At 66.7% G+C, this 21,196-nt stretch carries 23 protein-coding genes; 16 read left to right on the top strand and 7 right to left on the bottom strand.

All coding sequences use genetic code 11. The annotated features are described in order from the left end of the window. Positions 1-140: 140 nt before the first annotated feature. The 3 genes from VGV41_RS20125 (at position 141) to VGV41_RS20135 (ending at position 2,744) form a co-directional block, all read left to right on the top strand. Positions 141-1,007 (top strand): DUF72 domain-containing protein, encoded by an 867-nt coding sequence (locus tag VGV41_RS20125; RefSeq protein WP_326865864.1) that lies wholly within the window; start codon positions 141-143, stop codon positions 1,005-1,007. 62 nt (positions 1,008-1,069) lie between these two features. After that, the gene (locus VGV41_RS23035) at positions 1,070-1,654 is read left to right on the top strand and encodes a BA14K family protein (RefSeq protein ID WP_414705171.1); all 585 of its coding nucleotides are present in this window, start codon (positions 1,070-1,072) and stop codon (positions 1,652-1,654) included. A 136-nt stretch (positions 1,655-1,790) separates the two neighbouring features. Beyond that, entirely contained in the window at positions 1,791-2,744 is a 954-nt protein-coding gene (locus tag VGV41_RS20135) for a BA14K family protein (protein ID WP_326865865.1), read from the top strand. Here VGV41_RS20135 and VGV41_RS20140 read toward each other — a convergent pair. The 4 genes from VGV41_RS20140 to VGV41_RS20155 form a co-directional block, all read right to left on the bottom strand. Next, positions 2,738-3,850, bottom strand: coding sequence for an S-(hydroxymethyl)glutathione dehydrogenase/class III alcohol dehydrogenase (locus tag VGV41_RS20140; protein WP_326865866.1), 1,113 nt, complete (start codon positions 3,848-3,850; stop codon positions 2,738-2,740). The two genes, VGV41_RS20135 and VGV41_RS20140, sit on opposite strands and share 7 nt — an antisense overlap. 118 nt (positions 3,851-3,968) lie before the next feature. Further along, entirely contained in the window at positions 3,969-5,006 is a 1,038-nt protein-coding gene (obgE, locus tag VGV41_RS20145; protein WP_326865868.1) for a GTPase ObgE, read from the bottom strand. Between the two features lie 34 nt (positions 5,007-5,040). After that, positions 5,041-6,624, bottom strand: coding sequence for a rhodanese-like domain-containing protein (locus VGV41_RS20150; RefSeq protein WP_326865870.1), 1,584 nt, complete (start codon positions 6,622-6,624; stop codon positions 5,041-5,043). Positions 6,625-6,683: 59 nt separating this feature from the next. Continuing rightward, positions 6,684-7,226 carry a hypothetical protein gene (locus VGV41_RS20155; RefSeq protein WP_326865871.1) on the bottom strand — a complete coding sequence of 181 codons (543 nt, stop codon included), beginning with the start codon at positions 7,224-7,226 and terminating at the stop codon, positions 6,684-6,686. Positions 7,227-7,353: 127 nt separating this feature from the next. Here VGV41_RS20155 and VGV41_RS20160 point away from each other — a divergent pair, with 127 nt between their 5' ends. The 5 genes from VGV41_RS20160 to VGV41_RS20180 are packed head-to-tail and all read left to right on the top strand — an operon-like array spanning position 7,354 to position 10,993. After that, a complete protein-coding gene (locus VGV41_RS20160) occupies positions 7,354-8,286 on the top strand; it encodes a metallophosphoesterase family protein (RefSeq protein ID WP_326865872.1) in 933 nt (310 codons plus the stop codon). Between the two features lie 9 nt (positions 8,287-8,295). Continuing rightward, positions 8,296-8,643, top strand: a complete 348-nt coding sequence (locus tag VGV41_RS20165; RefSeq protein ID WP_414705172.1) for a cupredoxin domain-containing protein — start codon at positions 8,296-8,298, stop codon at positions 8,641-8,643. 53 nt (positions 8,644-8,696) lie between these two features. Further along, the gene (locus VGV41_RS20170) at positions 8,697-9,281 is read left to right on the top strand and encodes a sigma-70 family RNA polymerase sigma factor (protein WP_326865956.1); all 585 of its coding nucleotides are present in this window, start codon (positions 8,697-8,699) and stop codon (positions 9,279-9,281) included. After that, positions 9,278-10,042 carry an anti-sigma factor gene (locus VGV41_RS20175; RefSeq protein WP_326865873.1) on the top strand — a complete coding sequence of 255 codons (765 nt, stop codon included), beginning with the start codon at positions 9,278-9,280 and terminating at the stop codon, positions 10,040-10,042. Before VGV41_RS20170 ends, VGV41_RS20175 begins: the two co-directional genes overlap by 4 nt. 42 nt (positions 10,043-10,084) lie before the next feature. After that, complete coding sequence (locus VGV41_RS20180) at positions 10,085-10,993, top strand: DMT family transporter (protein ID WP_326865874.1); 909 nt, start codon at positions 10,085-10,087, stop codon at positions 10,991-10,993. Between the two features lie 213 nt (positions 10,994-11,206). Here VGV41_RS20180 and VGV41_RS20185 read toward each other — a convergent pair whose 3' ends face one another. Further along, a complete protein-coding gene (locus tag VGV41_RS20185; protein ID WP_326865875.1) occupies positions 11,207-11,419 on the bottom strand; it encodes a hypothetical protein in 213 nt (70 codons plus the stop codon). 194 nt (positions 11,420-11,613) lie between these two features. Here VGV41_RS20185 and VGV41_RS20190 point away from each other — a divergent pair, with 194 nt between their 5' ends. The 8 genes from VGV41_RS20190 to VGV41_RS20225 all read left to right on the top strand — a co-directional run bounded on the left by VGV41_RS20190 (position 11,614) and on the right by VGV41_RS20225 (position 19,213). Beyond that, entirely contained in the window at positions 11,614-12,906 is a 1,293-nt protein-coding gene (locus tag VGV41_RS20190; RefSeq protein WP_326865876.1) for a glutamate-5-semialdehyde dehydrogenase, read from the top strand. Further along, positions 12,903-13,544, top strand: a complete 642-nt coding sequence (locus VGV41_RS20195; RefSeq protein WP_414705174.1) for a nicotinate-nucleotide adenylyltransferase — start codon at positions 12,903-12,905, stop codon at positions 13,542-13,544. The genes VGV41_RS20190 and VGV41_RS20195 overlap by 4 nt, the downstream gene beginning before the upstream one ends. A gap of 170 nt (positions 13,545-13,714) precedes the next feature. Next, positions 13,715-14,074, top strand: coding sequence for a ribosome silencing factor (gene rsfS, locus VGV41_RS20200; RefSeq protein WP_414705175.1), 360 nt, complete (start codon positions 13,715-13,717; stop codon positions 14,072-14,074). 16 nt (positions 14,075-14,090) lie between these two features. Then, a complete protein-coding gene (gene rlmH, locus VGV41_RS20205) occupies positions 14,091-14,573 on the top strand; it encodes a 23S rRNA (pseudouridine(1915)-N(3))-methyltransferase RlmH (RefSeq protein WP_326865879.1) in 483 nt (160 codons plus the stop codon). A 188-nt stretch (positions 14,574-14,761) separates the two neighbouring features. Beyond that, a complete protein-coding gene (locus tag VGV41_RS20210) occupies positions 14,762-16,009 on the top strand; it encodes a murein hydrolase activator EnvC family protein (RefSeq protein ID WP_326865880.1) in 1,248 nt (415 codons plus the stop codon). Continuing rightward, entirely contained in the window at positions 16,006-17,337 is a 1,332-nt protein-coding gene (locus tag VGV41_RS20215; protein WP_326865882.1) for a S41 family peptidase, read from the top strand. Before VGV41_RS20210 ends, VGV41_RS20215 begins: the two co-directional genes overlap by 4 nt. Positions 17,338-17,463: 126 nt before the next feature. Next, positions 17,464-18,669: a divergent polysaccharide deacetylase family protein gene (locus VGV41_RS20220; protein ID WP_326865884.1), complete on the top strand. Its 1,206-nt coding sequence runs from the start codon at positions 17,464-17,466 to the stop codon at positions 18,667-18,669. Positions 18,670-18,709: 40 nt separating this feature from the next. After that, entirely contained in the window at positions 18,710-19,213 is a 504-nt protein-coding gene (locus tag VGV41_RS20225; protein WP_326865886.1) for an RNA pyrophosphohydrolase, read from the top strand. A gap of 52 nt (positions 19,214-19,265) precedes the next feature. On the opposite strand, the gene VGV41_RS20230 is transcribed toward VGV41_RS20225, so the two are convergent. Both VGV41_RS20230 and atpD read right to left on the bottom strand, forming a co-directional pair. Continuing rightward, positions 19,266-19,673 (bottom strand): F0F1 ATP synthase subunit epsilon, encoded by a 408-nt coding sequence (locus VGV41_RS20230; RefSeq protein WP_326865887.1) that lies wholly within the window; start codon positions 19,671-19,673, stop codon positions 19,266-19,268. A gap of 80 nt (positions 19,674-19,753) precedes the next feature. Beyond that, a complete protein-coding gene (atpD, locus tag VGV41_RS20235) occupies positions 19,754-21,190 on the bottom strand; it encodes a F0F1 ATP synthase subunit beta (RefSeq protein WP_326865888.1) in 1,437 nt (478 codons plus the stop codon). Positions 21,191-21,196 lie beyond the last annotated feature (6 nt).

Consider the following 21,196-nt stretch of genomic DNA (forward strand, 5'->3'; position numbering starts at 1 on the left):
TTCAGAGGGTTAGGGAAATCGACAATTCGTTCCCGGATGTCGCAGAATTTTACTGACGAAAGCCCGGCATCCATCCCCGACCTGCTCCGAACGGCGCTGCGAACGCTCCGATCATTCGCACCCCGCACGACTGCTATCGAATGCTTTTCGCCGCCGCCGAACGCGAGCCGCGCGAACAAAGCGGCATTGGGGGACGTTGGCTCCGAATTACGTTTGTACCGTTCGTGGATTGGTTACCCGTGGCCCGGCGCAGCGCACGATCCCGCATCATCATCGGCACCTCCGGCTGGAGCTACCAGTCGTGGCGCGGGCCGTTCTTTCCCCGTGAGGTGATGGTCAAACATCACCTTCGCTATTACGCCAGCCAGTTCATCACAGCCGAGCTCAACGGCGTGTTCTATCGTACGCCATCGCTCGACGCCGTGCGCGGCTGGCGCGACCAGACCCCGCAGGATTTCGTCTTCGCCTGGAAGGCATCGAAGTTCATCACACACTGGAAGCGGCTGAGCGATCGCTCGCGCAACAGCCTGGAACTGATCGAGGAGCGGCTGGATATTCTGGGACACAAAGCGGGGCCGGTGCTCTTCCAATTGCCCGCCCGCTTCGAGGCCGATGCGGACAGGCTGTCGTCGTTCATCCGCCTGCTGAACAGGAAGCGCCGCTACGCCTTCGAATTTCGTCACGCGAGCTGGTACGACGACGAGATCTATAAAATTCTCCGCCGGCACGACATTGCGCTCTGCATCTCCGATCATCACGATGCCCCGGCGCCCTGGCTGGCGACGGCCAAGCATGTCTATATCCGCGGGCACGGGCCCGGTGGAACTTACAAGGGCCACTACTCGGACACCGCGCTCAAGACGTGGGCGCGCGCGATTGCCGCATGGTGCCGCCAACGGCGCGCCATTTATGTGTATTTCGACAATGACCAGAAAAGCGCCGCTCCGGCCGATGCGGCACGCTTGCGCGGCGTCTTAAGGAACATACATAAGTTGGACGTGTGGTAACCGGAACGGCGCGTCGGCGAAGGCGTTGCCTTTGTTGAAGTTCCTCAGGTCGGGCGCGGGTCATGGCGTTTTTTGTGTATCTGTTCGTGCTGGTGGTCGCTGCCGGCAGCATCGTGTTCGGCCTCGACCTGACGCAATCGCCTTTGCAGCCGCCGAGCTATGCTACGCCCGCGGCGCAGATCACGGACAACGCCCCGCGCATCGGCCCGGCGAAGATTCAGACCTCGGCCACGACTGCGACGGGGAGCACACGGAGGGCTTCTGTGCCCGCGCCGAAGAGCGCAGCCGAGTCGGTCGGCGTCGCTGCCAATGCCCAGGCCAGCTCCGAAGAAACGCAAATCCAGCCTGCCGCGACCGCTACCGTGAGCGCGCCCAATCACTGCGCAATCGACGCGTGCGCTGCGGCCTACAGATCCTTCCGCGCCACCGACTGCACTTACCAACCTTTGGCGGGCGAGCGTCGTCTCTGCACGAAGAACGCGGCGTCGAAGCGGGTTGCGGCGGCGCGGCCGGCCACCGTGCATCACGCCAGCCGGACCGGCGATGTACGGCGGGCCTATGATCGCACCTACGCCGAGCGTGACGGCAATCGCGACAGTTACGCCGAACCGCGCCGCGGCTGGGCTTTCGATCTGTTCGGCCGCTGACAGTCTCCGCACGTTCGGCGCGGAACAGGAACTGCGTCATTTTGCCGTGATCCAGACCGCCGCGAGTGACCGGCGAGGAACCGGTCTTCCTGGCTCAGCGTTTCCGCCCTGACATTCAAAAGCCCAGGACGGATCAATGCAGTCCCGCTTCACACTCATTCTCATGTCCGTCGCCGGCGCAGGGCTGTTGTTTTGCGCCGGGCTGGTTTTCGGCCTCGGCGTGATGAGTTCGCCCAAAGGCGGGCAACACAAGGAAATCGCGGTCACCAACGAGCCGGTAAAGGTGGCGCGTCGGGAGACGACCGGCAGCGCTGGGAATCCGAGCCACGACCTGACGCCGCTCACGCCTGTCCATCCGGGCAGCTCGGCACCGGCGGAGACGGCGAAGGCCTCCGACCCGCCCACGCCGGCGCAGCCTGCGCCCGCCCCTACGACCCAAGCGGCGACTCAGCCGGCGCAGCCTCGACCCGCGCCGGTTGCGCAAGCTTCGGCCCAGCCCGCGCCACCGGCCGCCCCGTCGCAGGCCGCCGCCCCGGAGCCGCAAAAGCCGGCCGAGCCCGCGGCCAAGGAAGCGAAAGCGACACCGTCCGTTGCGCCCGCAGCGCAGCCGGCCAAGCTCGCAGTTTCGGAGAAGCCGGCCGCACCGCCGGCGAATGCGACGCCCGTCGCGCTGCACACAAAGAACAGCTGCGACGTACAGGCCTGCTCGCGCGCCTACAAATCCTTCCGCGAATCCGATTGCACCTATCAGCCCTATTCGGGACCGCGGCAGCTTTGCGTCAGCCCGCCGGCATCCGGCAAGGAAGCGTCGCGTGAGGATGACAGGGATGCGCCGGTGCGGGTTCATCGCGGCAGTCGCGACGTCGAGGTCCAGAACGCACCGCGCGAAGGCGCGCGCATGACCGACGGCGCCTCATCGCACGACGGGGACGGACCCGTTCTGCGTCGTCAGATCCGCCGCGACGTCACAGCCGACGGTGAGGACGACGGCATCGACGACAGCCGCGTGATCGTCCGCCGCAGCGACGACGACCGCGGCTGGCACCGCAGCTTCTTCGCCCCCGTCGAGGACGACGACGACGATCAGTAGACGACGACGCTGCGGATCGACTTGCCTTCGTGCATCAGGTCGAAGGCGTGGTTGATCTCTTCGAGCGGCATTGTGTGGGTGATCAGATCGTCGATATTGATCTTCTTCTCCATGTACCAGTCGACGATCTTCGGCACGTCGGTGCGGCCGCGCGCCCCGCCGAATGCGCTACCCTTCCACACGCGCCCGGTGACGAGCTGGAACGGCCGCGTCGAAATCTCCTGGCCCGAGCCGGCAACGCCGATGATGATCGACTCGCCCCAACCGCGATGACAGCATTCCAGCGCCTGCCGCATCGTATGCACGTTGCCAATGCACTCGAACGAGAAATCGGCGCCGCCGCCGGTCACGTCGACGATCGCCTGCACCACCTTGTCGCGGCCGACTTCGTCCGGATTGATGAAATGCGTCATGCCGAATTTCTCGGCCATGGCGCGCTTGCCCGGATTGAGATCGACGCCAACGATCTTGTCGGCTCCGACCATCCGCGCGCCCTGGATGACGTTGAGGCCGATGCCGCCGAGGCCGAACACGACGACGTTGGCGCCCGGCCAGACCTTGGCGGTGTAGATGACCGCGCCGATGCCGGTCGTCACGCCGCAGCCGATGTAACAGATCTTGTCGAAGGGCGCGTCCTCGCGGACTTTGGCGAGCGCGATCTCCGGCAGCACGGTGAAATTGGCGAAGGTCGAACACCCCATGTAGTGGAAGACGGGATCGCCGTCGCAGCGGAAGCGCGACGTGCCGTCCGGCATCAGGCCCTTGCCTTGCGTGGCGCGGATCGACGTGCACAGGTTCGAGCGCTGCGACAGGCAGGTTTTGCACTGCCGGCATTCCGGCGTGTAGAGCGGTATGACGTGATCGCCGACCTTGAGCGTCGTCACGCCGGCGCCAACCTCACGCACGATGCCCGCGCCTTCGTGACCGAGGATCGCCGGGAAGATGCCCTCCGGGTCCGCGCCCGACAGCGTGAATGCGTCGGTGTGGCAAACGCCGGTCGCCATGACCTCGACCAGCACTTCGCCGGGCTTCGGCCCCTCAATGTCGATCGTCTCGATGGTGAGCGGCTCGCCGGCTTTCCAGGCGACTGCGGCACGGGTTTTCATGCGAGGGCTCCCGGCTGTTCTCTGCGTCATGCCCGGGCTTGTCCCAGGCATCCACGGCTTAAGCTCGTTCAGTAGAAGACACGGATGGCCGGGACAAGCCCGGCCATGACGGTGGGCTTTACGACTGCCAGGCGGCTTCTTGCGGTTCCGGATTGTCAGTTCCGACCCGCGCCTCGTCGATGATTTTCAAAAGCGCGCGCAACACCTCGGTCACGCCCTCTCGTGAGGCCGACGACAACAACAGCGGCGCTTTTTTGCAGGCCTTTTTCAGCTTGGCGGTCTGCGCCTTGATCGCTTCCGGCGTCATGGCGTCGACCTTCGACAACGCCACGATCTCCGGCTTTTCGGTGAGGCCCTGACCGTAAGCTTCCAGCTCGCCGCGCACGATCTTGTAGGCTTCGCCGGCATCCTCGCTCGTACCGTCGACCAGATGCAGCAGCACGCGGCAACGCTCGGTGTGGCCGAGGAAGCGGTCGCCGAGACCGACGCCTTCATGCGCGCCTTCGATCAGGCCCGGCAGGTCGGCCATCACGAATTCGCGGTTGTCGACCTGGAACACGCCGAGCTGCGGATGCAGCGTGGTGAAGGGATAGTCGGCGATCTTCGGCTTGGCCGCGCTGACCGCGGCGAGGAAGGTGGACTTGCCGGCGTTGGGCAGTCCGACGATGCCGGCATCGGCTATCAGCTTCAGCCGCAGCCGGATGACGAATTCCTCGGCCGGCTGGCCGGGATTGGCGCGGCGCGGCGAGCGATTGGTCGACGATTTAAAATAGGCATTGCCGAAGCCGCCATTGCCGCCTTTGGCGATGGTGACGCGCTGGCCCACGGTGGTGAGATCGGCGATTCGCGTCTCACCGTCTTCCTCGTAGACCTCGGTGCCGACCGGCACCTTGAGCACAGCATCCTTGCCATTGGCGCCGTGGCGGTCCTTGCCCATGCCGTTGCCACCGCGCTCGGCCTTGAAGTGCTGCTGGTAGCGGTAGTCGATCAGCGTGTTGAGGCCGTTCACCGCTTCGATGATGACATCGCCGCCCTTGCCGCCGTCGCCGCCGTTGGGTCCGCCGAACTCGATGAACTTCTCGCGCCGAAACGACACGCAGCCGTTCCCGCCCGCGCCGGACTGGATGTAGACCTTGGCCTCGTCGAGGAATTTCATGCAGCCGATATAGGCGATCCTGGGCGGCGGCGCACTAGCCGTGAGCGGCGCGGCGGCCCTCTGAATCGAGGAAATCGCAGGTCCCGTCCTGCTTGATGCGGTCGATCAGGTCGACCTCCCAGGTCAGGTACTCCTGCATCCCGGCCTTCGGGTCGCCCGGCCGCTCGTAGGGCTTGAGCCAGACGTCCAACGGGTCGTCGGCGAGCCGCTCGGCGGTCGACAGCGGAAAGCCGGCGGCAGCCCAGGCAGCATTGCCGCCGCGGATCCATTGCACCGGCCGGTCGGTCAGCGCCTGTGCATCGGCAACCGCCAGGCCGGCAAGCACACCGTCTTCCGAGGTGAGCAGCACCGGTCCACGCGGGGCGATTTTCGGCAGGGCGTGCTCCAGCCGCGAGCGGATGGCGAACCAGGCGCCCGGGATGTGGCCGCGGCGATAGCGCGGGCTGGACGACAGATCGATGACGGTAACGTCGTCGATCTCGATGGCAGCGGACGGATCGACGGCCTTGGCCGATGCCGGCGCGCCGAGCAAAGCCGGCGCGAGGTCGCCGCTCTCGTCGCCGGCTTCGGCGAGCACAAACACCTCTTGCCAACCCATGCGGCGCAGCCAGGCGCCGGTCATCAGCGCGCGCGCCGCCTTGTCATCCGAAAGGACGATGCGCGCCCCGAGCGTTCCGGCATAGGTGTCGGTCGCCTGCACCAACTGGCCGCCGGGCGCCGAGACGGCGCCTGGGAAATGTCCGCGCTTGTATTCGTCCGGATCGCGCACGTCGAAGACATAGGTCGTGCGCGACGTGTCGGCTTGCAGCCGTGCGACGCCGGCGCGGTCGATGCGTTGCACGCCGTGCTTCTTCGCCACCGCCTCGGCAGAGGAGCATGCCCAGGCAAGACCCTTGTCGCTCACATCGGGAAAACGCGTCGTCTCGCCGCTCGCAGTCTTCAGGCCGGCGAGATGCCAGCCCATGGTGCCGTTGCGCAGCGCCACGACCTTGTTCGGTACGCCGGCGTCGATCAGCGACTGGGCGCCGATGATGCTGCGCGTGCGACCGGCGCAATTGACCACGATGGTCGTCTCCGGCGACGGTACGATGTCGCGCACGCGCAGCACCAACTCGGCGCCGGGCACGTCGATGCCGGTCGGGATCGACACGCGCGAGAACTCCTCGAACGGGCGGCTGTCGAGCACCTTCATGTTCGTGCCGGACCGCAGCATGGCGTCCAGCTCCTGCGCGCTGACGCTGGGCGTGCCGCTGTCGTGCTCGACGAATTCGCCGAAGGCCTTCGACGGCACGTGCATGCCGGAGAAGGTGACCAAGCCCGCCTTCTCCCAACCGGCGACGCCGCCGTCCAGATAGTAAATATCGACATATCCGGCGTTCATCAGGATCGCGGCCGCGCGCTCGACGAGGCCATCGCCATCGTCGACAAGCACGATGCGCGTCGATTTGCGCGGCACCAGCCGCGCGAAGCGCAGCTCGATGCGGCTCAACGGCACCGAGCGCCCCCACAGCAGGTGCTTTTGCGAATAGATCAACTCCTCGCGCACGTCGATAAGCGCGAGCTCTTCACCGTCGGTGAGCATCGATTTCACGACGGCGGGGGAGAGGGGACGGAGCATGGAATTCAACTCGCGTGCCGCGCTTTCTTCACCTCTCCCCGCTTGCGGGGAGAGGGAAATTACGTTGCCTGCTGCGGCGTCATCTGATGCACTTCGCCGGTCTTCAGGTCGACGCGCATGCGGTTGATCTTGTCGAGGTTGGTGCCCGTGACCCGCACGAAGCGGGCATAGTCGGGATAGTCGATCGAGTGGATGGCGCCATCCTGGTAGATGCCGGCCATTCCCGGCTCCAGCCGGTACTTCTTGACGGCTTTAAGCTTCGCGTGCTTCGGGTCGCTGCCGTCGTCCTCGTGCTCCCACTCGGTCATCTCGGTGTACTTGGTCGCCTGGCCGTAGATCGCCCACGACTCGCCGTGATCGTGCGGCGGCGAGACGCGCGCCTTGTCGTTGATGTGCGCCAGCACCTGGAAGCCGAGCTTGGGATCTTCGTACAGCACCTTCAGCCCGCGCGGCTGATCGTCGCCGCAACAGGCGGCGATGAAAGCCTTGTTGGCCAGCAGCCTTTCCAGGTTCTGGCGCACCGTCTCGCGTCCGGCGGGACCTGCATCCTGCGTCAGCGTCGTGCGGCAATCGGCAATGAACTGGTCGAGGTCGTAAGCCATGGCGTTCTCCCGCAACCGTTTTTGGCGGCCTTGTCGGGACCTAACCTAGCATGGGCTTGTTCCGGGAATAAATCGCCCCTGCCACCGATCCTGTCTCCCGTAGACCGCAATGTCAGGGAGACAGGCGATGACGACGCAAGATGACGGCCCGAGCCGCCGCAAAGTGCTCGAATGCATGACCTGGGCCGGCACCGGCGTGCTCTGGACCGTGGCGGGCGGCGTGCCCACCGCCGTCGGGCTCATCGACGAGGCGGTGGCGCAGGAGGTGAAAGGCTTCACCTTCCTGCAGATCAGCGACAGCCACATGGGCTTCGACAAGGCGGCCAATCCCAACGCCAAGGGCACGCTCGAGGAGGCGATCGCGCGCGTCAAGGCGGCGCCCGGAAATCCGGCTTTCATGATCCACACCGGCGACATCTCGCATCTGTCGAAGCCGGCGGAATTTGACGACGCCGAGAAAATCATCTCGCAGGCGCGGCTCGACGTGCACTACGTGCCGGGCGAACACGACCTGCTCGACGACGAGCAGGGCAAGCTCTATCGCGAGCGCTACGGTCGCGGCACCAAGGGGCCGGGCTATTACAGCTTCGACGCCAACGGCGTGCACTTCATCGGCCTCGTCAACGTCGTCGACCTGAAGGGCGGCGGGCTCGGCAATCTCGGCCACGAGCAGCTTGAATGGCTCGAGGACGACGTGAAGGGGCGATCCGCCTCGCAGCCAGTGGTCGTGTTCGCGCATATCCCGCTGTGGACCGTCTATCCGGAATGGGGCTGGGGCACCGACGACGGCGCACAGGCGCTCTCTTACTTGAAGCGCTTCGGCTCGGTGACCGTGCTCAACGGCCACATCCACCAGGTGATGCAGAAGGTCGAGGGCAACGTCACCTTCCACACCGCGCGCTCGACCGCGTTTCCGCAGCCGGCGCCAGGAACGGCACCGTCGCCTGGGCCGATGAAGGTGCCGGACGAGAAACTGCGCACGATGCTCGGCACCGCCAGCATCACCTTCAAACAGAACGAGCAGCGGCTCGCCATCGTCGACACGCCGTTGAAGGCTTGAGGCGCGGACATGACCATGCGAATTCTCACAGCCATGGCCGCCGGCGCGGCTCTCCTTGTTTCGCTCGCCGGGCCGGCCGGCGCGGCGGAGGTGAAAGTCGGCATCGACAACTTCACCTTCAATCCGAAGGTGGTGACGGTGAAGGCCGGCGACACCGTCGTCTGGACCAACAGGGACGACATCCCGCACACGGTCGCCGATCCGGGCAAGTTCAAATCGAAGGCGCTCGATACCGGCGACACCTACTCGTTCACATTCACGACACCGGGAAGCTTCGACTACTTTTGCTCCTTGCATCCGCACATGACCGGGAGAATCGTGGTCGAGACCGCGACCGGCGACACCGGCGCGAAATGACTGCGCATCAGCGCATGGCCTCGCGCGGCGGCGATCCGCTGCCGCGCGGGGCCATGCGCGCACAGGAGACGACAGGCGTGGCGTTTACGGGCGACGACGAGCGCGGCCGCGCGCAGCGCTTTCGCGAAGCGGCGCTGCCGCATCTCGGCGACGTCTACACGCTCGCGCGCTATCTGCTGCGCAATCCGGCGGACGCCGAGGACGCGGCGCAGGAGTGCTATCTGCGCGCCTATCGGCATTTCGCCACATTCCGCGGCGGGCCAATGAAGCCGTGGCTGCTGGCCATATTGCGTAATGTCTGCCGCGCCGAATATGCGCGGCGCGGCGCGCTCGCCGCCGTGCAGGCGGACGGCAGCGACGATGCGGCCGATGAGGCCTCGGAGAACCTGTGGGGCGAGGCGTCGCCCTCGCCGGAGACGGTCAGCCTCTCGCGTTTCGATGCGGAAACAGTGCAGCGGCTGATCGCGCAACTGCCCGACGCCTTCCGCGAGGTGCTGGTGCTGCGCGAGATCAACGATCTGAGCTATCGCGATATCGCCGAGGTCACCGGCTCGCCGGTCGGCACGGTCATGTCGCGGCTGGCGCGGGCAAGAGCGCTGTTGCGCGATGCCTGGCTGGCGGAGGAGAAAGGATCATGACCTGCGAGGAAGTACGCGTGCTCGTGCATGCGCTGGCGGACGGCGAGCTCGACGCCGGGCACGCGCGCGAGGTGGAGGCGCATGTCGCGCAATGCCCGGCTTGCGCCGCCGAGCTCGCCGCCGCGCGCGAGGTGAAACACGCGCTGCGCGCCCAGCCGCTCGGTTTCGATGTGCCGGCCACGCTGCGGGCAAAGATCGATGGCGTCGTGCCGGCGCCGGTGCCGGTGCCGAACCGCCGCGCCCTCCTGAAGGGCTTCGCGCTCGGCGGCATCACGTCGGCGCTTGTCGCGGCGAGCCTCACCTTCGTCGTACTGCGCGACGGCCGTGACGACCGCATCCTCGGTGACGCCATCTCGGCGCATCTGCGCTCGCTGCAGGCCGACCATCTCACCGACGTCCTGTCGAGCAACCAGCACACCGTGAAGCCGTGGTTCAACGGCCGCATCGATCTGGCGCCGCCGGTCATCGACCTCACGGCGCAGGGCTTCACCTTGATCGGCGGCCGGCTCGATTACATCGACGGCAAGCCGGCGGCGGTGATCGTCTACCGGCGGCGCATCCATGTGATCAATTTGTTCGTCGCGCAGGACCTCGGACCTGCGCCGTCGACGCCGGCGCTTTCGATGGTGCAGGGCTTCAACATCCTACGCTGGAACGAGAACGGGCTGAATCTGCTGGCGGTGAGCGATCTCAATCGCGAGGAGCTGGAAGAATTCGGCGCCAAGTTCACCGCCGCCGCCCGCGCCGCGCCGCCGGGCTAATGGCGACTTCGCCGCGACACCGGTGACGTGTATACCGCGCCGGTGACCGCTCGCGCCCATAGCCCTGGCCAGCACGACCATGTCCTTGTCGGCATCGGCATGATGCTCTTGGGCATCTTCGTCTTCTCGCTCAACGATGCATTGGGGAAATGGCTGGTCTCGACCTATTCGGTCGGCCAGTTGCTGTTGATCCGCAGCGCTGCAGCGCTGGTCTGCCTGCTGCCGTTCTTCCGGCGCGGCACCCTGCGCGACTTCCGCGAGGCGCCGCGGCCGTTCATCCAGCTATTGCGCCCGCTCTTCGCCACCCTCGAAGTGGGGTGCTTCTACTGGGCGCTTGCCTATATGCCGCTCGCCGACGTGATGACCTTCTATCTCGCCGGCCCAATCTATGTGACCGCGGTGTCGCCGTTGCTTCTGGGCGAGCACGTCGGCTGGCGCCGCTGGCTCGCGGTGCTCGCCGGCTTCGGCGGCGTGATGCTGGCGCTTGGCCCGTCCGCCGCGTCGTTGTCGGCGCCGGCTTTGGTGGCGATCGCCGGCAGCTTTCTGTTCTCGCTGCTGATGGTGTGCACACGGCTGGTGCGCGGCACGTCGGACCTCGTCCTGGTGACGACGCCAACCGTGGGCGCGCTGTTGTTCGGCCTCATCGCCGCGCCCTTCACCTGGGTGCCGCTCGATGCGCGCGACACGCTGCTCCTGGTCCTGCTCGGCATTACGGCGATGGTGGCGCATCTCTGCGTCAACCGCTCGCTGAAGCTGGCGCCGGCCTCGGTGGTGGTGCCGTATCAGTATTCGACGATTTTCTGGGCGATCCTGCTCGGCTACGTCTTCTTCGCCGACATCCCCCGCCTCGGCATGCTGCTCGGCGCCGGGATCATCATCGCCGCCGGCATCTACATCTTCCTGCGCGAGCGCAAGGCCGCGAAAGAGCTGTCGCTGATGGAGCCGCCCTGACCCGGCTGTGCCGCCGCGACAGTTTGGCTCGCGACGATTTGGCCAATGGTCTGCGCCGCAGTCAGCCGGCTCAATGCCCGTATCGCAAGACGGGCGGTCGGACCCTGCCTCCTGAGACAACCCCGCCAGCCACCCGCTTGCAGCACCGACAGTGCTGAAACTACCCCCAGGGACCTTCGGGTCCCTCTTTTTTTGGCCGGGGGAACGGGCCGCTCAGTGGCTGCGGCGCGCGTGCCGGCGGCGCGGCACAGGGGCCGCCTCCCCGGCCACGATGGTCCCCGGCTGCTCCGGCAGCCGCACCAAAGTCCCGTCGGGGAATTCGACGTGGCGGGTGAAAATCTGGCCCCGGCCACGTGGCCGGGCCTCGATCACGAACTTCGTACCAACGGGGAAGCGGGTAGGCAGACGGCTGGTGCTGGACGCCATGAAACCCTCCTCTGTGACGGCGGAACCCTGTCAGCCCAACGTCAAGGGCAGTTGACGCGTTCGGTATCGGCGGAGGTTGTCCACGCTATCCCCAGTTACCATGGGAGCTATGCCCCCGGCTGCGCCATCTCGCGGCCGGAACACCGGCGTGATAGGAAAAGCCCGGAATTTCCGCGTTGAAGGCCGTCCGGGACATGACAGCGCCGCTGAAAAGCATTGAAGGGACTGGCGATCTTGCCGCCGCCATGGCCGCGATCGGCCGCGGCGCGCGCACCGCCGCGCGGATCCTGGCGTTGGCCCCGGCCGCGCAGAAGGACCGTGCGCTCACCGCCATGGCTGCGGCCGTCCGGGCGCAGGCCCCCGCCATCCTCGCCGCCAACGCCGAGGACGCCGACGAGGCCCGCAAGGGCGGCGCCACCGGCGCCTTCATCGACCGTTTGGTGCTCAACGGAGCGCGCATCGAGGGTATGGCCGCCGGCATCGAGACCGTGCGCGGCCTCGCCGACCCCGTCGGCACCACCATCGACGCCTGGACCCGCCCGAACGGCCTCAACATCGAGCGCGTGCGCGTGCCGCTCGGTGTCATCGGCATCATCTACGAGAGCCGCCCGAACGTAACCGCCGACGCCGGCGCGCTGTCGCTGAAATCCGGCAATGCCGCGATCCTGCGCGGCGGCTCGGATTCGGCGCGCTCCTCGCGGGCGATCCACGCCGCACTGGTCGAAGGCCTGCGCGAAGCGGGCCTTCCGGAAGCCGCCATCCAGCTCGTGCCGACGCGCGACCGCGCCGCCGTCGGGTTGATGCTGGCCGGGCTCGACGGCAATATCGACGTCATCGTGCCGCGCGGCGGCAAAAGCCTGGTCGCGCGCGTGCAGACGGAAGCGCGCGTGCCGGTGTTCGCGCATCTCGAGGGCAACTGCCACATTTACGTCGACGGCGCCGCCGCGCTCGACATGGCCAAGACCGTCGTGCTGAACGCCAAGATGCGCCGCACCGGCGTCTGCGGCGCGGCCGAGACGCTGCTGGTCGACCGCGCCATCGCGAAAACGCATCTCAAGCCGCTGGTCGAGATGCTGCTTGCCGCCGGCTGCGAAGTGCGCGGCGATGAGGCCACACGGGCCATCGATACGCGCGTGAAGACGGCGACCGAGGAAGACTGGGCGACCGAATACCTCGACGCCATCATCGCCGTGCGCGTCGTTGACGGCGTCGCCGGCGCCATCGAACACATCGAGAGCCACGGTTCGCATCACACCGATGCAATCGTCACCGACGATGCCGCGGCGGCGAACAAGTTCCTGACGGAGGTCGATTCCGCCATCGTGCTGCACAACGCCTCGACGCAATTCGCCGATGGCGGCGAGTTCGGTTTCGGCGCCGAGATCGGCATCGCCACCGGGCGCCTGCACGCACGCGGCCCCGTGGGCGTCGAGCAGCTCACCACGTTCAAATACCGCATCCGCGGAAACGGTCAGATCCGGCCGTGAACCCGCAAGAGCTCGCCCGCACCGAGCGCATCCTGCCCCCGCACGCGCCCGGCATGAGGATCGGTCTGTTCGGTGGCACCTTCGATCCGCCGCATCAGGCGCACCTGGCCGCGTCGCTGCTCGCGCTCAAGCGGCTGAAGCTCGACCGCGTCTGGTGGCTGGTCACGCCGGGCAATCCGCTCAAGAACACCAAGGGTCTCGCTCCGCTCAACGAGCGCATTGCCGCCGCCCGCGCGCTCACACATCATCCGCGCATCGATGTCACCGGGCTCGAGGCGGTCATCAAGACGCGCTACACCTTCGACACGATTTCCTGGCTGATCGCCCGCTGCCCGGGCGTGCACTTCGTCTGGATCATGGGCGCCGACAACCTGCGCAGCTTCCACCGCTGGCAGAAATGGCGGGACATCGCCAAGCTGGTTCCGATCGCGGTGGTCGACCGCCTGGGCCCGAGCCTCTATGCCGCCGCCAGCCCGGCCAGCCAGGCGCTGAGCAGCGCCCGCGTGCCTGAAACGGCCGCCGCCAGCCTGCCCGGCCGCAGGCCGCCCGCCTGGGCATTCCTGCACGGCCTGAAATCCCCTTTGTCCTCAACGGCCCTACGCGCCCGGCGCGACCGCAAACCGGGTTCCACCGGCTGAAGAAAGCCGTGCCTCCATACCCCCCGATAGCGCCGGGCGCACTGGCAGGCGGGCTGGCGCCTCGCTATCTTTACTTGTGCCCGCGTCGCTGGCGGGCGTAACGCATGGAAGGACGAGAAGCCCTGCCGACATCTGCACTTTCTCGGGGGCCGAAGACCGCACCCGAAGCCGTGTCCCAACGCGCCAGTGCGCAGGCGACACTACGCACCGTCCTCGCGAGCCTCGAAGACATGAAGGCCGAGGACACCGTCAGCATCGACATCAGCGGCAAGTCCTCAATCGGTGACTTCATGGTCGTGACCACGGGCCGGTCGCAGCGCCATGTCGCCTCGATCGCCGACGACGTGGTCAAGAAGCTTCACGAAGCCGGCGCTTCGCGCGTGCGCGTCGAGGGTCAGCGCCAGGGCGACTGGGTGCTGATCGACGCCAACGATGTGATCGTGCACGTTTTCCGCCCCGAGATCCGCACCTTCTACAATCTCGAGAAGATGTGGTCCGGCCGCGGCGGCGACGCCCGCACGTCGAACTGATAAAGTCCGCGGTGCGATGCGCATCGTCGTGGCCGCCATCGGACGCCTCAAGCAGGGCCCGGAAACCGAGCTTTCCGAGCGTTACCGCAAACGTGCGTCGCAGACCGGACGCAGCCTGGGGCTGCGTGACGTCGAAATCGTCGAAATCCGCGAGAGCCGCGCCGAGGATGCCGGCAAGCGTATGATCGAGGAATCGATCGCGCTGGCCAACGTCATTCCACAGGATGCAGTTGTCGTCCTGCTCGATCCGAAAGGCGACGATCTCGACAGCGAAGGTCTCGCCAGCCAGATCAGCCGATGGCGCAATGCCGGAACGCCGGCAGCCGTCTTCGTCATCGGCGGCCCGGACGGTCTGGCCGCCACCCTCGCCGACAAGGCCCGTCTCAGGCTCGCCTTCGGAACGGCGACCTGGCCGCACCAACTGGTGCGTGTCATGCTGCTGGAGCAGATCTATCGGGCGACCACCATCCTCTCCGGACATCCCTACCACCGAGCCTGAGGCTACCCTGCGGCCGCCGCCGATTTTGCCCGCCGGGCCAGATTTGGACGTAATCCCGAGGCATCAAACCGGCAGCGGAATGCCTTGCTCTCCCCACCCTTGGGCGTAATTTGGCAGCGATGATTTGCCTTGGCGGTTTGCGCCGTCTTAATCCACGCGCCGTGCTCGTTGCGGCGCTTTGCTTTGCCGTGTCTACAGCACAGGCGCAACAGCCGGCGGCTCCGAACGCCCAGAGCGGCGGCAAACTCGACGCACTCAAGCAGCACGACGAAGAGCTGAAAGCGCTGCGCGACCAGCAGCAGAAATCGGTCGAGACCGAAGCCGGGATCAAACGCCAGATCGAGGAGATCGGCGCCGATCGGCGCAAGCTCAATCAAGCGCTGATCGACACCGCCGCGCGCGTGCGCGACGTCGAGGCCAAGGCCGCGGCGACGGAAGAGAAGCTCAAGCCGCTCGATGCGCGCGAGACCGCGTTGCGGAAATCGCTCGACGATCGGCGCGGCGTGATCGGCGAGGTGCTGGCCGCGCTGCAGCGGATCGGGCGGCGGCCGCCGCCCGCGCTCATCTCCAGCCCGGAGGACGCCTTGCAGTCGGTGCGCACGGCCATGGTGCTCGGCGCCGTGCTACCCGAGATGCGCGAGCAGGTGAGCACGCTGGCGCACGACCTCGCCGCGCTGATCGCCGTGCGCAAGGACATCACCGCCGGCCGCGACAAGCTCAAGAGCGAATTGGCGTCCCTCGGCCAGGAGCGCACGCGCATGAGCGCGCTCATCGCCGACCGCCAGCAGCAGCAGACCGAGCGCGAGAAGCAACTGGCCACCGAGCGGGCCCACGCCTCCGACCTGGCGCAGAAGGCGGGCAATCTCCAGGATTTGATCGCTAAACTGGAGAAGGGCCTCGATCCGGCGACGCGCGCCGCGCGTGAGCGTCAGGAGCAGGCGCAGCGGCCGTCTATGGCGGCGCTGCACGATCCGGGGCGGCTGGCGCCGGCGGTTGCCTTCGCCTCCTTGCGCGGGCGGCTACCAATCCCGGTTAACGGCGTGAAATTGAAGGAATTCGGCGATCCCGACGGAATAGGTGGCGCGGAAAAAGGCGTTTCCATCGCCACGCGCGCCGGTGCCCAGATCACCTCGCCGGCCGACGGCTGGGTGGTTTACGCAGGTCCGTTCCGTTCATATGGCCAACTCTTGATCCTGAATGTGGGCGGCGGCTATCATGTGCTGCTCGCTGGGATGGATCGGATATCAGTCGATCTGGGGCAGTTCGTGCTGACCGGAGAACCCGTTGCGGTGATGGGGAGCGGCTCCCGGATCGCCGCCATCCTCGCGGCTGGTTCCACCCAACCGGTTCTGTACGTCGAGTTGAGAAAAGACGGGACTCCCGTCGATCCAGGCCCATGGTGGGCGGCTGGCGAAGGCGAAAAGGTTCGCGGATGATGCGCAAGACCTCTCTGGTACTCCTTGGCGCGGCGTCGGGAGCGGCACTGACGCTGCTCGCGGTGCAACCGCACATGGTGTTCGTGGGCGCCAGCGCGAAGGCCGCCGCCGCGGACACCTATCGCCAACTCAACCTGTTCGGCGACGTGTTCGAGCGCGTGCGCTCCGACTACGTGGAGAAGCCGGACGACGGCAAGCTGGTCGAATCCGCGATCAACGGCATGCTCACGGGTCTCGATCCGCACTCGAGCTACATGGACGCGAAGAGCTTCCGCGACATGCAGGTGCAGACGCGCGGCGAATTCGGCGGCCTCGGCATCGAGGTGACGATGGAAGACGGCCTGATCAAGGTCGTCGCGCCGATCGACGACACGCCGGCGGCGAAGGCCGGCGTAATGGCCAACGACATCATCACCAAGCTCGACGACGACCAGGTGCAGGGCCTGACGTTGAACCAGGCGGTCGAGAAGATGCGCGGCCCGATCAACACCAAGATCAGGCTCACTATCATGCGCAAGGGCGCCGACAAGCCGATCGAGGTCTCGATCACGCGCGACGTCATCCGCGTGCGCTCGGCACGCTGGCACGTGGAAGGCGACGACGTCGGCTATATCCGCCTCACGCAGTTCAACGAGCAGACCACCGAGGGCCTGAAGAAGGGCATCGCCGAGATCCAGGCGAAGGTGCCGGAGGACAAGCTCAAGGGCTATGTCCTCGACCTGCGCAACAATCCCGGCGGCCTGCTCGATCAGGCCATCTCGGTCGCCGACGCCTTCCTGCAGAAGGGCGAGATCGTGTCGACGCGCGGCCGCAACGCCGACGAGACGCAGCGCTTCAATGCGCGGCCCGGCGACCTGATCAAGGGCAAACCGCTCATCGTCCTGGTCAACGGCGGCTCGGCTTCGGCGTCCGAGATCGTCGCGGGCGCCCTGCAGGACCACAAGCGCGCGACCGTTCTCGGCACGCGCTCGTTCGGCAAGGGCTCGGTGCAGACCATCATCCCGCTCGGCTCCGGCAACGGCGCGCTGCGGCTGACCACGGCGCGCTACTACACGCCGTCCGGACGCTCGATCCAGGCCAAGGGCATCACGCCGGACGTCGAGGTGATGCAGGACGTGCCGGACGACCTGAAGAACAAGACCGACACCAAGGGCGAAGCCTCGCTGCGCGGCCACTTGAAGGGCGACCCGGGCAAGGAGCAGACGGGCTCGCAGTCTTACATCCCGCCCGACCCGAAGAACGACAAGGCGCTGCACGCGGCCGACGACCTCTTGCGCGGTGTACAGGTCAATTCGGCCCCGAATGCGAAGACGCCGGTCCCGAATTGATCGGTCCCAAACGGACGAAACTGTTCCAGGGCGGCCTTCAGGGCCGCCCTGTTTCTTTTTGGCGCCGGCAGGGCGCGCAATCCCCGCGTGCTAGAATCCCGCGATGATTCGCGAGGACACGTGCCCGTGGCAGCGGATGACCTGAACGCACCCCTCGGGCAGCACAAGAACAAGCAGGAAGATCTTCGCCCGCGGCGAATCGGCGTGCCGCAGTTGCTGGCGGCATTGCTGGCAACGTCCGGGGTGGTGGTAGCCGTCTGGGCGGCCTTCGTGAACGATCCGCTCGGCGGCCAGCCTGTCGCCGTCGTGTCGACACAGTCGGCGGCCGGCGCTCCCGCCAAGATTGCCGGCGGCGCCGAGGCGAGCCATCGCCACGACGGCGGAGCAGACGGACCGGCGGCCACTGCGGCGATCGTTGACGTGAAGGTGCCGCCGGGCGCCAAGACCGTCACCATCATCGACGGCTCGAACGGCAAGCGCCAGCAGGTGGTGGTTCCGGGCAAGCCCGACAAGCATTCCTCGCTCGCCCCTGCCGATCAGAAGCTGCTCGAGGCCACGCGCCATGGCCCCGTGCCGGTGATCGCCAAGGACGGCACGCGCCCCTCGACCGCCTATGCCAGGCCGCGCGTTCTGCCGCCCGACAAGAAGGACTTCCCGCGCATCGCCGTCATCGTCGGTGGCGTCGGCGTCAGCGCCGACGGTACCGCCGACGCCACCGGCATGCTGCCGGCGCCCGTGACCTTTGCCCTGTCGCCCTACGGCGCCGACCTGCCGATGCTCGCCGGGCACGCGCGCGCCGAAGGCCACGAGTTGCTGCTGCAGGTTCCGATGGAGCCGTTCGACTATCCCGACAACGATCCCGGCCCCGAGACGCTGCTGACCTCGCTCACCGCCACACAGAACATCGACCGGCTGCACTGGCTGATGAGCCGCTTCCAGGGTTACGTCGGCGTGATGAGCTTCATGGGCGCGCGCTTCACCTCGTCGGAGAAGGCACTCAAGCCGGTACTGCATGAAACCGCCGCACGCGGCCTGATTTATGTCGACGACGGCGCCTCGATGCGCAGCATCGCCGGCCAGGCCGCCGGCGCGCAAAACATGCCCTTCGCCAAGGCCGATGTTGTCATCGATGCCGTGCCGACGCCGACCGAGATCGATCATGCGCTGGCGCGCCTGGAGATGGCTGCGCGCGACAACGGCGTCGCCGTCGGACTCGCCACCGCGGAGCCGGCCACGATCAAGCGTATTGCCGCCTGGGCGAAGGCGGTGGAGAGCCGCGGCTTCGTGCTGGTGCCGATCAGCATGGTGGCGCTGAAAGCGAAGTCGTCATAGGGTCCCGGCGCCATCGCGCGCCTTTGATCCAGGACCGCTTATGTCGTCGTACGACTCCCTGCCCTATCGCCCTTGCGCCGGCACGATGGTGCTGAACGCGCAAGGCCGCGTCTTCGTCGGCCGCCGCGCCGGCGGCCCGGAACACGTCGACCGCACGCACGTCTATCAGATGCCGCAGGGCGGCATCGACGAGGGCGAGGACCCGTACAAGGCGGCGCTGCGCGAGCTCTACGAGGAGACCAACATCAAGTCGGTGGAGAAGCTCGACGAGATCGCCGAATGGCTCACCTACGACCTGCCGCGCGAGATTGCGCACGAAGCCTGGGGCGGCAAATACCGCGGCCAGAAGCAGAAATGGTACGCGCTGCGCTTCACCGGCGAGGACCGCGAAATCAACGTCACGCTGCCCGCCGGCGGCCATCACCCGCCGGAGTTCATCGACTGGCGCTGGGTTGAGATGCGCGAGCTGCCGGACCTCGTCGTGCCGTTCAAGCGCGACATCTACGAGCGCGTGGTGAAGGAATTCGCCAGGTTCGTCGCCTAAAGCAAATGCCCGGCGCGAGGCCGGGCATCGAGGCATTCCAAAAAAGTGATGTTCAGTGCATCGCCGTGCCGATGAGGTGCCGGTGCACGGTCTTGTAGTTGTCGAGGCGGGTGATGAGCTTGTCGAGCTCGGAACCGGCTTCGGTCTTGGCGACGCGCTGCTCCAGCTCGCTGATACGGCTCTCAATCGACGCGGGGCTCATCGTGGTGGCATCTTCCGCGACCTCGGCCAGGATGGTCAGGCCCGACGCCGACACCTCGGCGAATCCGCCGAGCACGACGATACGCGTCGAACCGCCCGGCGCGTGCACCGTGACAATGCCCGGCCGCAGCGTCGCCACCGTCGGTGCGTGCCCCGCAAGCACGCCGAAGTCACCCTCGGCGCCCGGCACGTCCACCTGATTGACCTCGCCGGAGAAGAGCAGCTTCTCGGGCGAGACGAGTTCGAAATGCAGGGCCATGGATAGTCTCGACTCAAATTGCGTTGTCACTCACCCTTCGAGACGCCGGCCTTGCGGCCGGCTCCTCAGGGTGGTGAAGATCAGGCCGCCTCAGCCGCGAGCTTCTTGCCCTTCTCGACCGCCTCTTCGATGGTGCCGACCATGTAGAAGGCGGCCTCCGGCAGGTGATCGTACTTGCCGTCCACCAGGCCCTTGAAGCCCTTGATGGTGTCGGCGAGGTCGACGAGCTTGCCCGGCGAGCCGGTGAACACTTCGGCGACGAAGAACGGCTGCGACAGGAAGCGCTCGATCTTGCGCGCGCGCGACACCGTCGTCTTGTCCTCTTCCGACAGCTCGTCCATGCCGAGGATGGCGATGATGTCCTGCAGCGCCTTGTAGCGCTGGAGGATCTGCTGCACCTGGCGGGCAACCGCGTAGTGCTCCTCGCCGACGACCAGCGGCGACAGCATGCGCGAGGTCGAGTCGAGCGGGTCCACCGCCGGATAGATGCCCTTGGCGGCGATGTCGCGCGACAGCACGGTGGTCGCATCCAAGTGGGCGAACGAGGTCGCCGGCGCCGGGTCGGTCAAGTCGTCGGCCGGCACGTAAATCGCCTGCACCGAGGTGACCGAGCCCTTGGTCGTGGTGGTGATGCGCTCCTGCAGCGCGCCCATGTCGGTGGCGAGGGTCGGCTGATAGCCCACGGCCGAAGGAATACGGCCGAGCAGCGCCGACACTTCCGAGCCGGCCTGCGTGAAGCGGAAGATGTTGTCGACGAAGAACAGCACGTCCTGTCCCTGGTCGCGGAAGTGCTCGGCGACTGTCAGCCCGGTGAGACCAACGCGGGCGCGGGCGCCCGGCGGCTCATTCATCTGGCCGTACACCAGCGCGCACTTGGAGCCGGCGACGGAGCCCTTCTTCGGGTCCTTGTTGACGCCCGACTCGATCATCTCGTGATAGAGGTCGTTGCCCTCACGCGTACGCTCGCCGACGCCGGCGAACACCGAATAGCCGCCGTGCGCCTTGGCGACGTTGTTGATGAGCTCCATGATCAGCACGGTCTTACCGACGCCGGCGCCGCCGAACAGGCCGATCTTGCCGCCCTTGGCGTAAGGCGCGAGCAGATCGACGACCTTGATGCCGGTGACGAGAATCTGCGCTTCGGTCGACTGCTCGATGTAAGCCGGCGCTTCCTGGTGGATGGCGCGCCGCGCCGTGGTCGGGACCGGGCCCGCCTCGTCGACCGGATCGCCGACGACGTTGATGATGCGGCCGAGCGTCTCGTCGCCAACCGGCACGGAGATCGGCGCGCCGGTGTCGGCGACTTCCTGGCCGCGGACCAGACCTTCGGTCGAGTCCATCGCGATGGTGCGGACCGTGTTCTCGCCGAGATGCTGCGCCACCTCGAGCACCAGGCGGTTGCCGCCGTTGGTGGTCTCGAGCGCGTTCAGAATCTGCGGCAGTTCGGCCTCGAACTGCACGTCGACGACGGCGCCGATGACCTGGGTGATTTTTCCGTTTGCGTTGGCAGTGGCCATATCGTC

This window comes from Pseudolabrys sp., from assembly GCF_035943735.1.
Lineage (GTDB): Bacteria > Pseudomonadota > Alphaproteobacteria > Rhizobiales > Xanthobacteraceae > Pseudolabrys.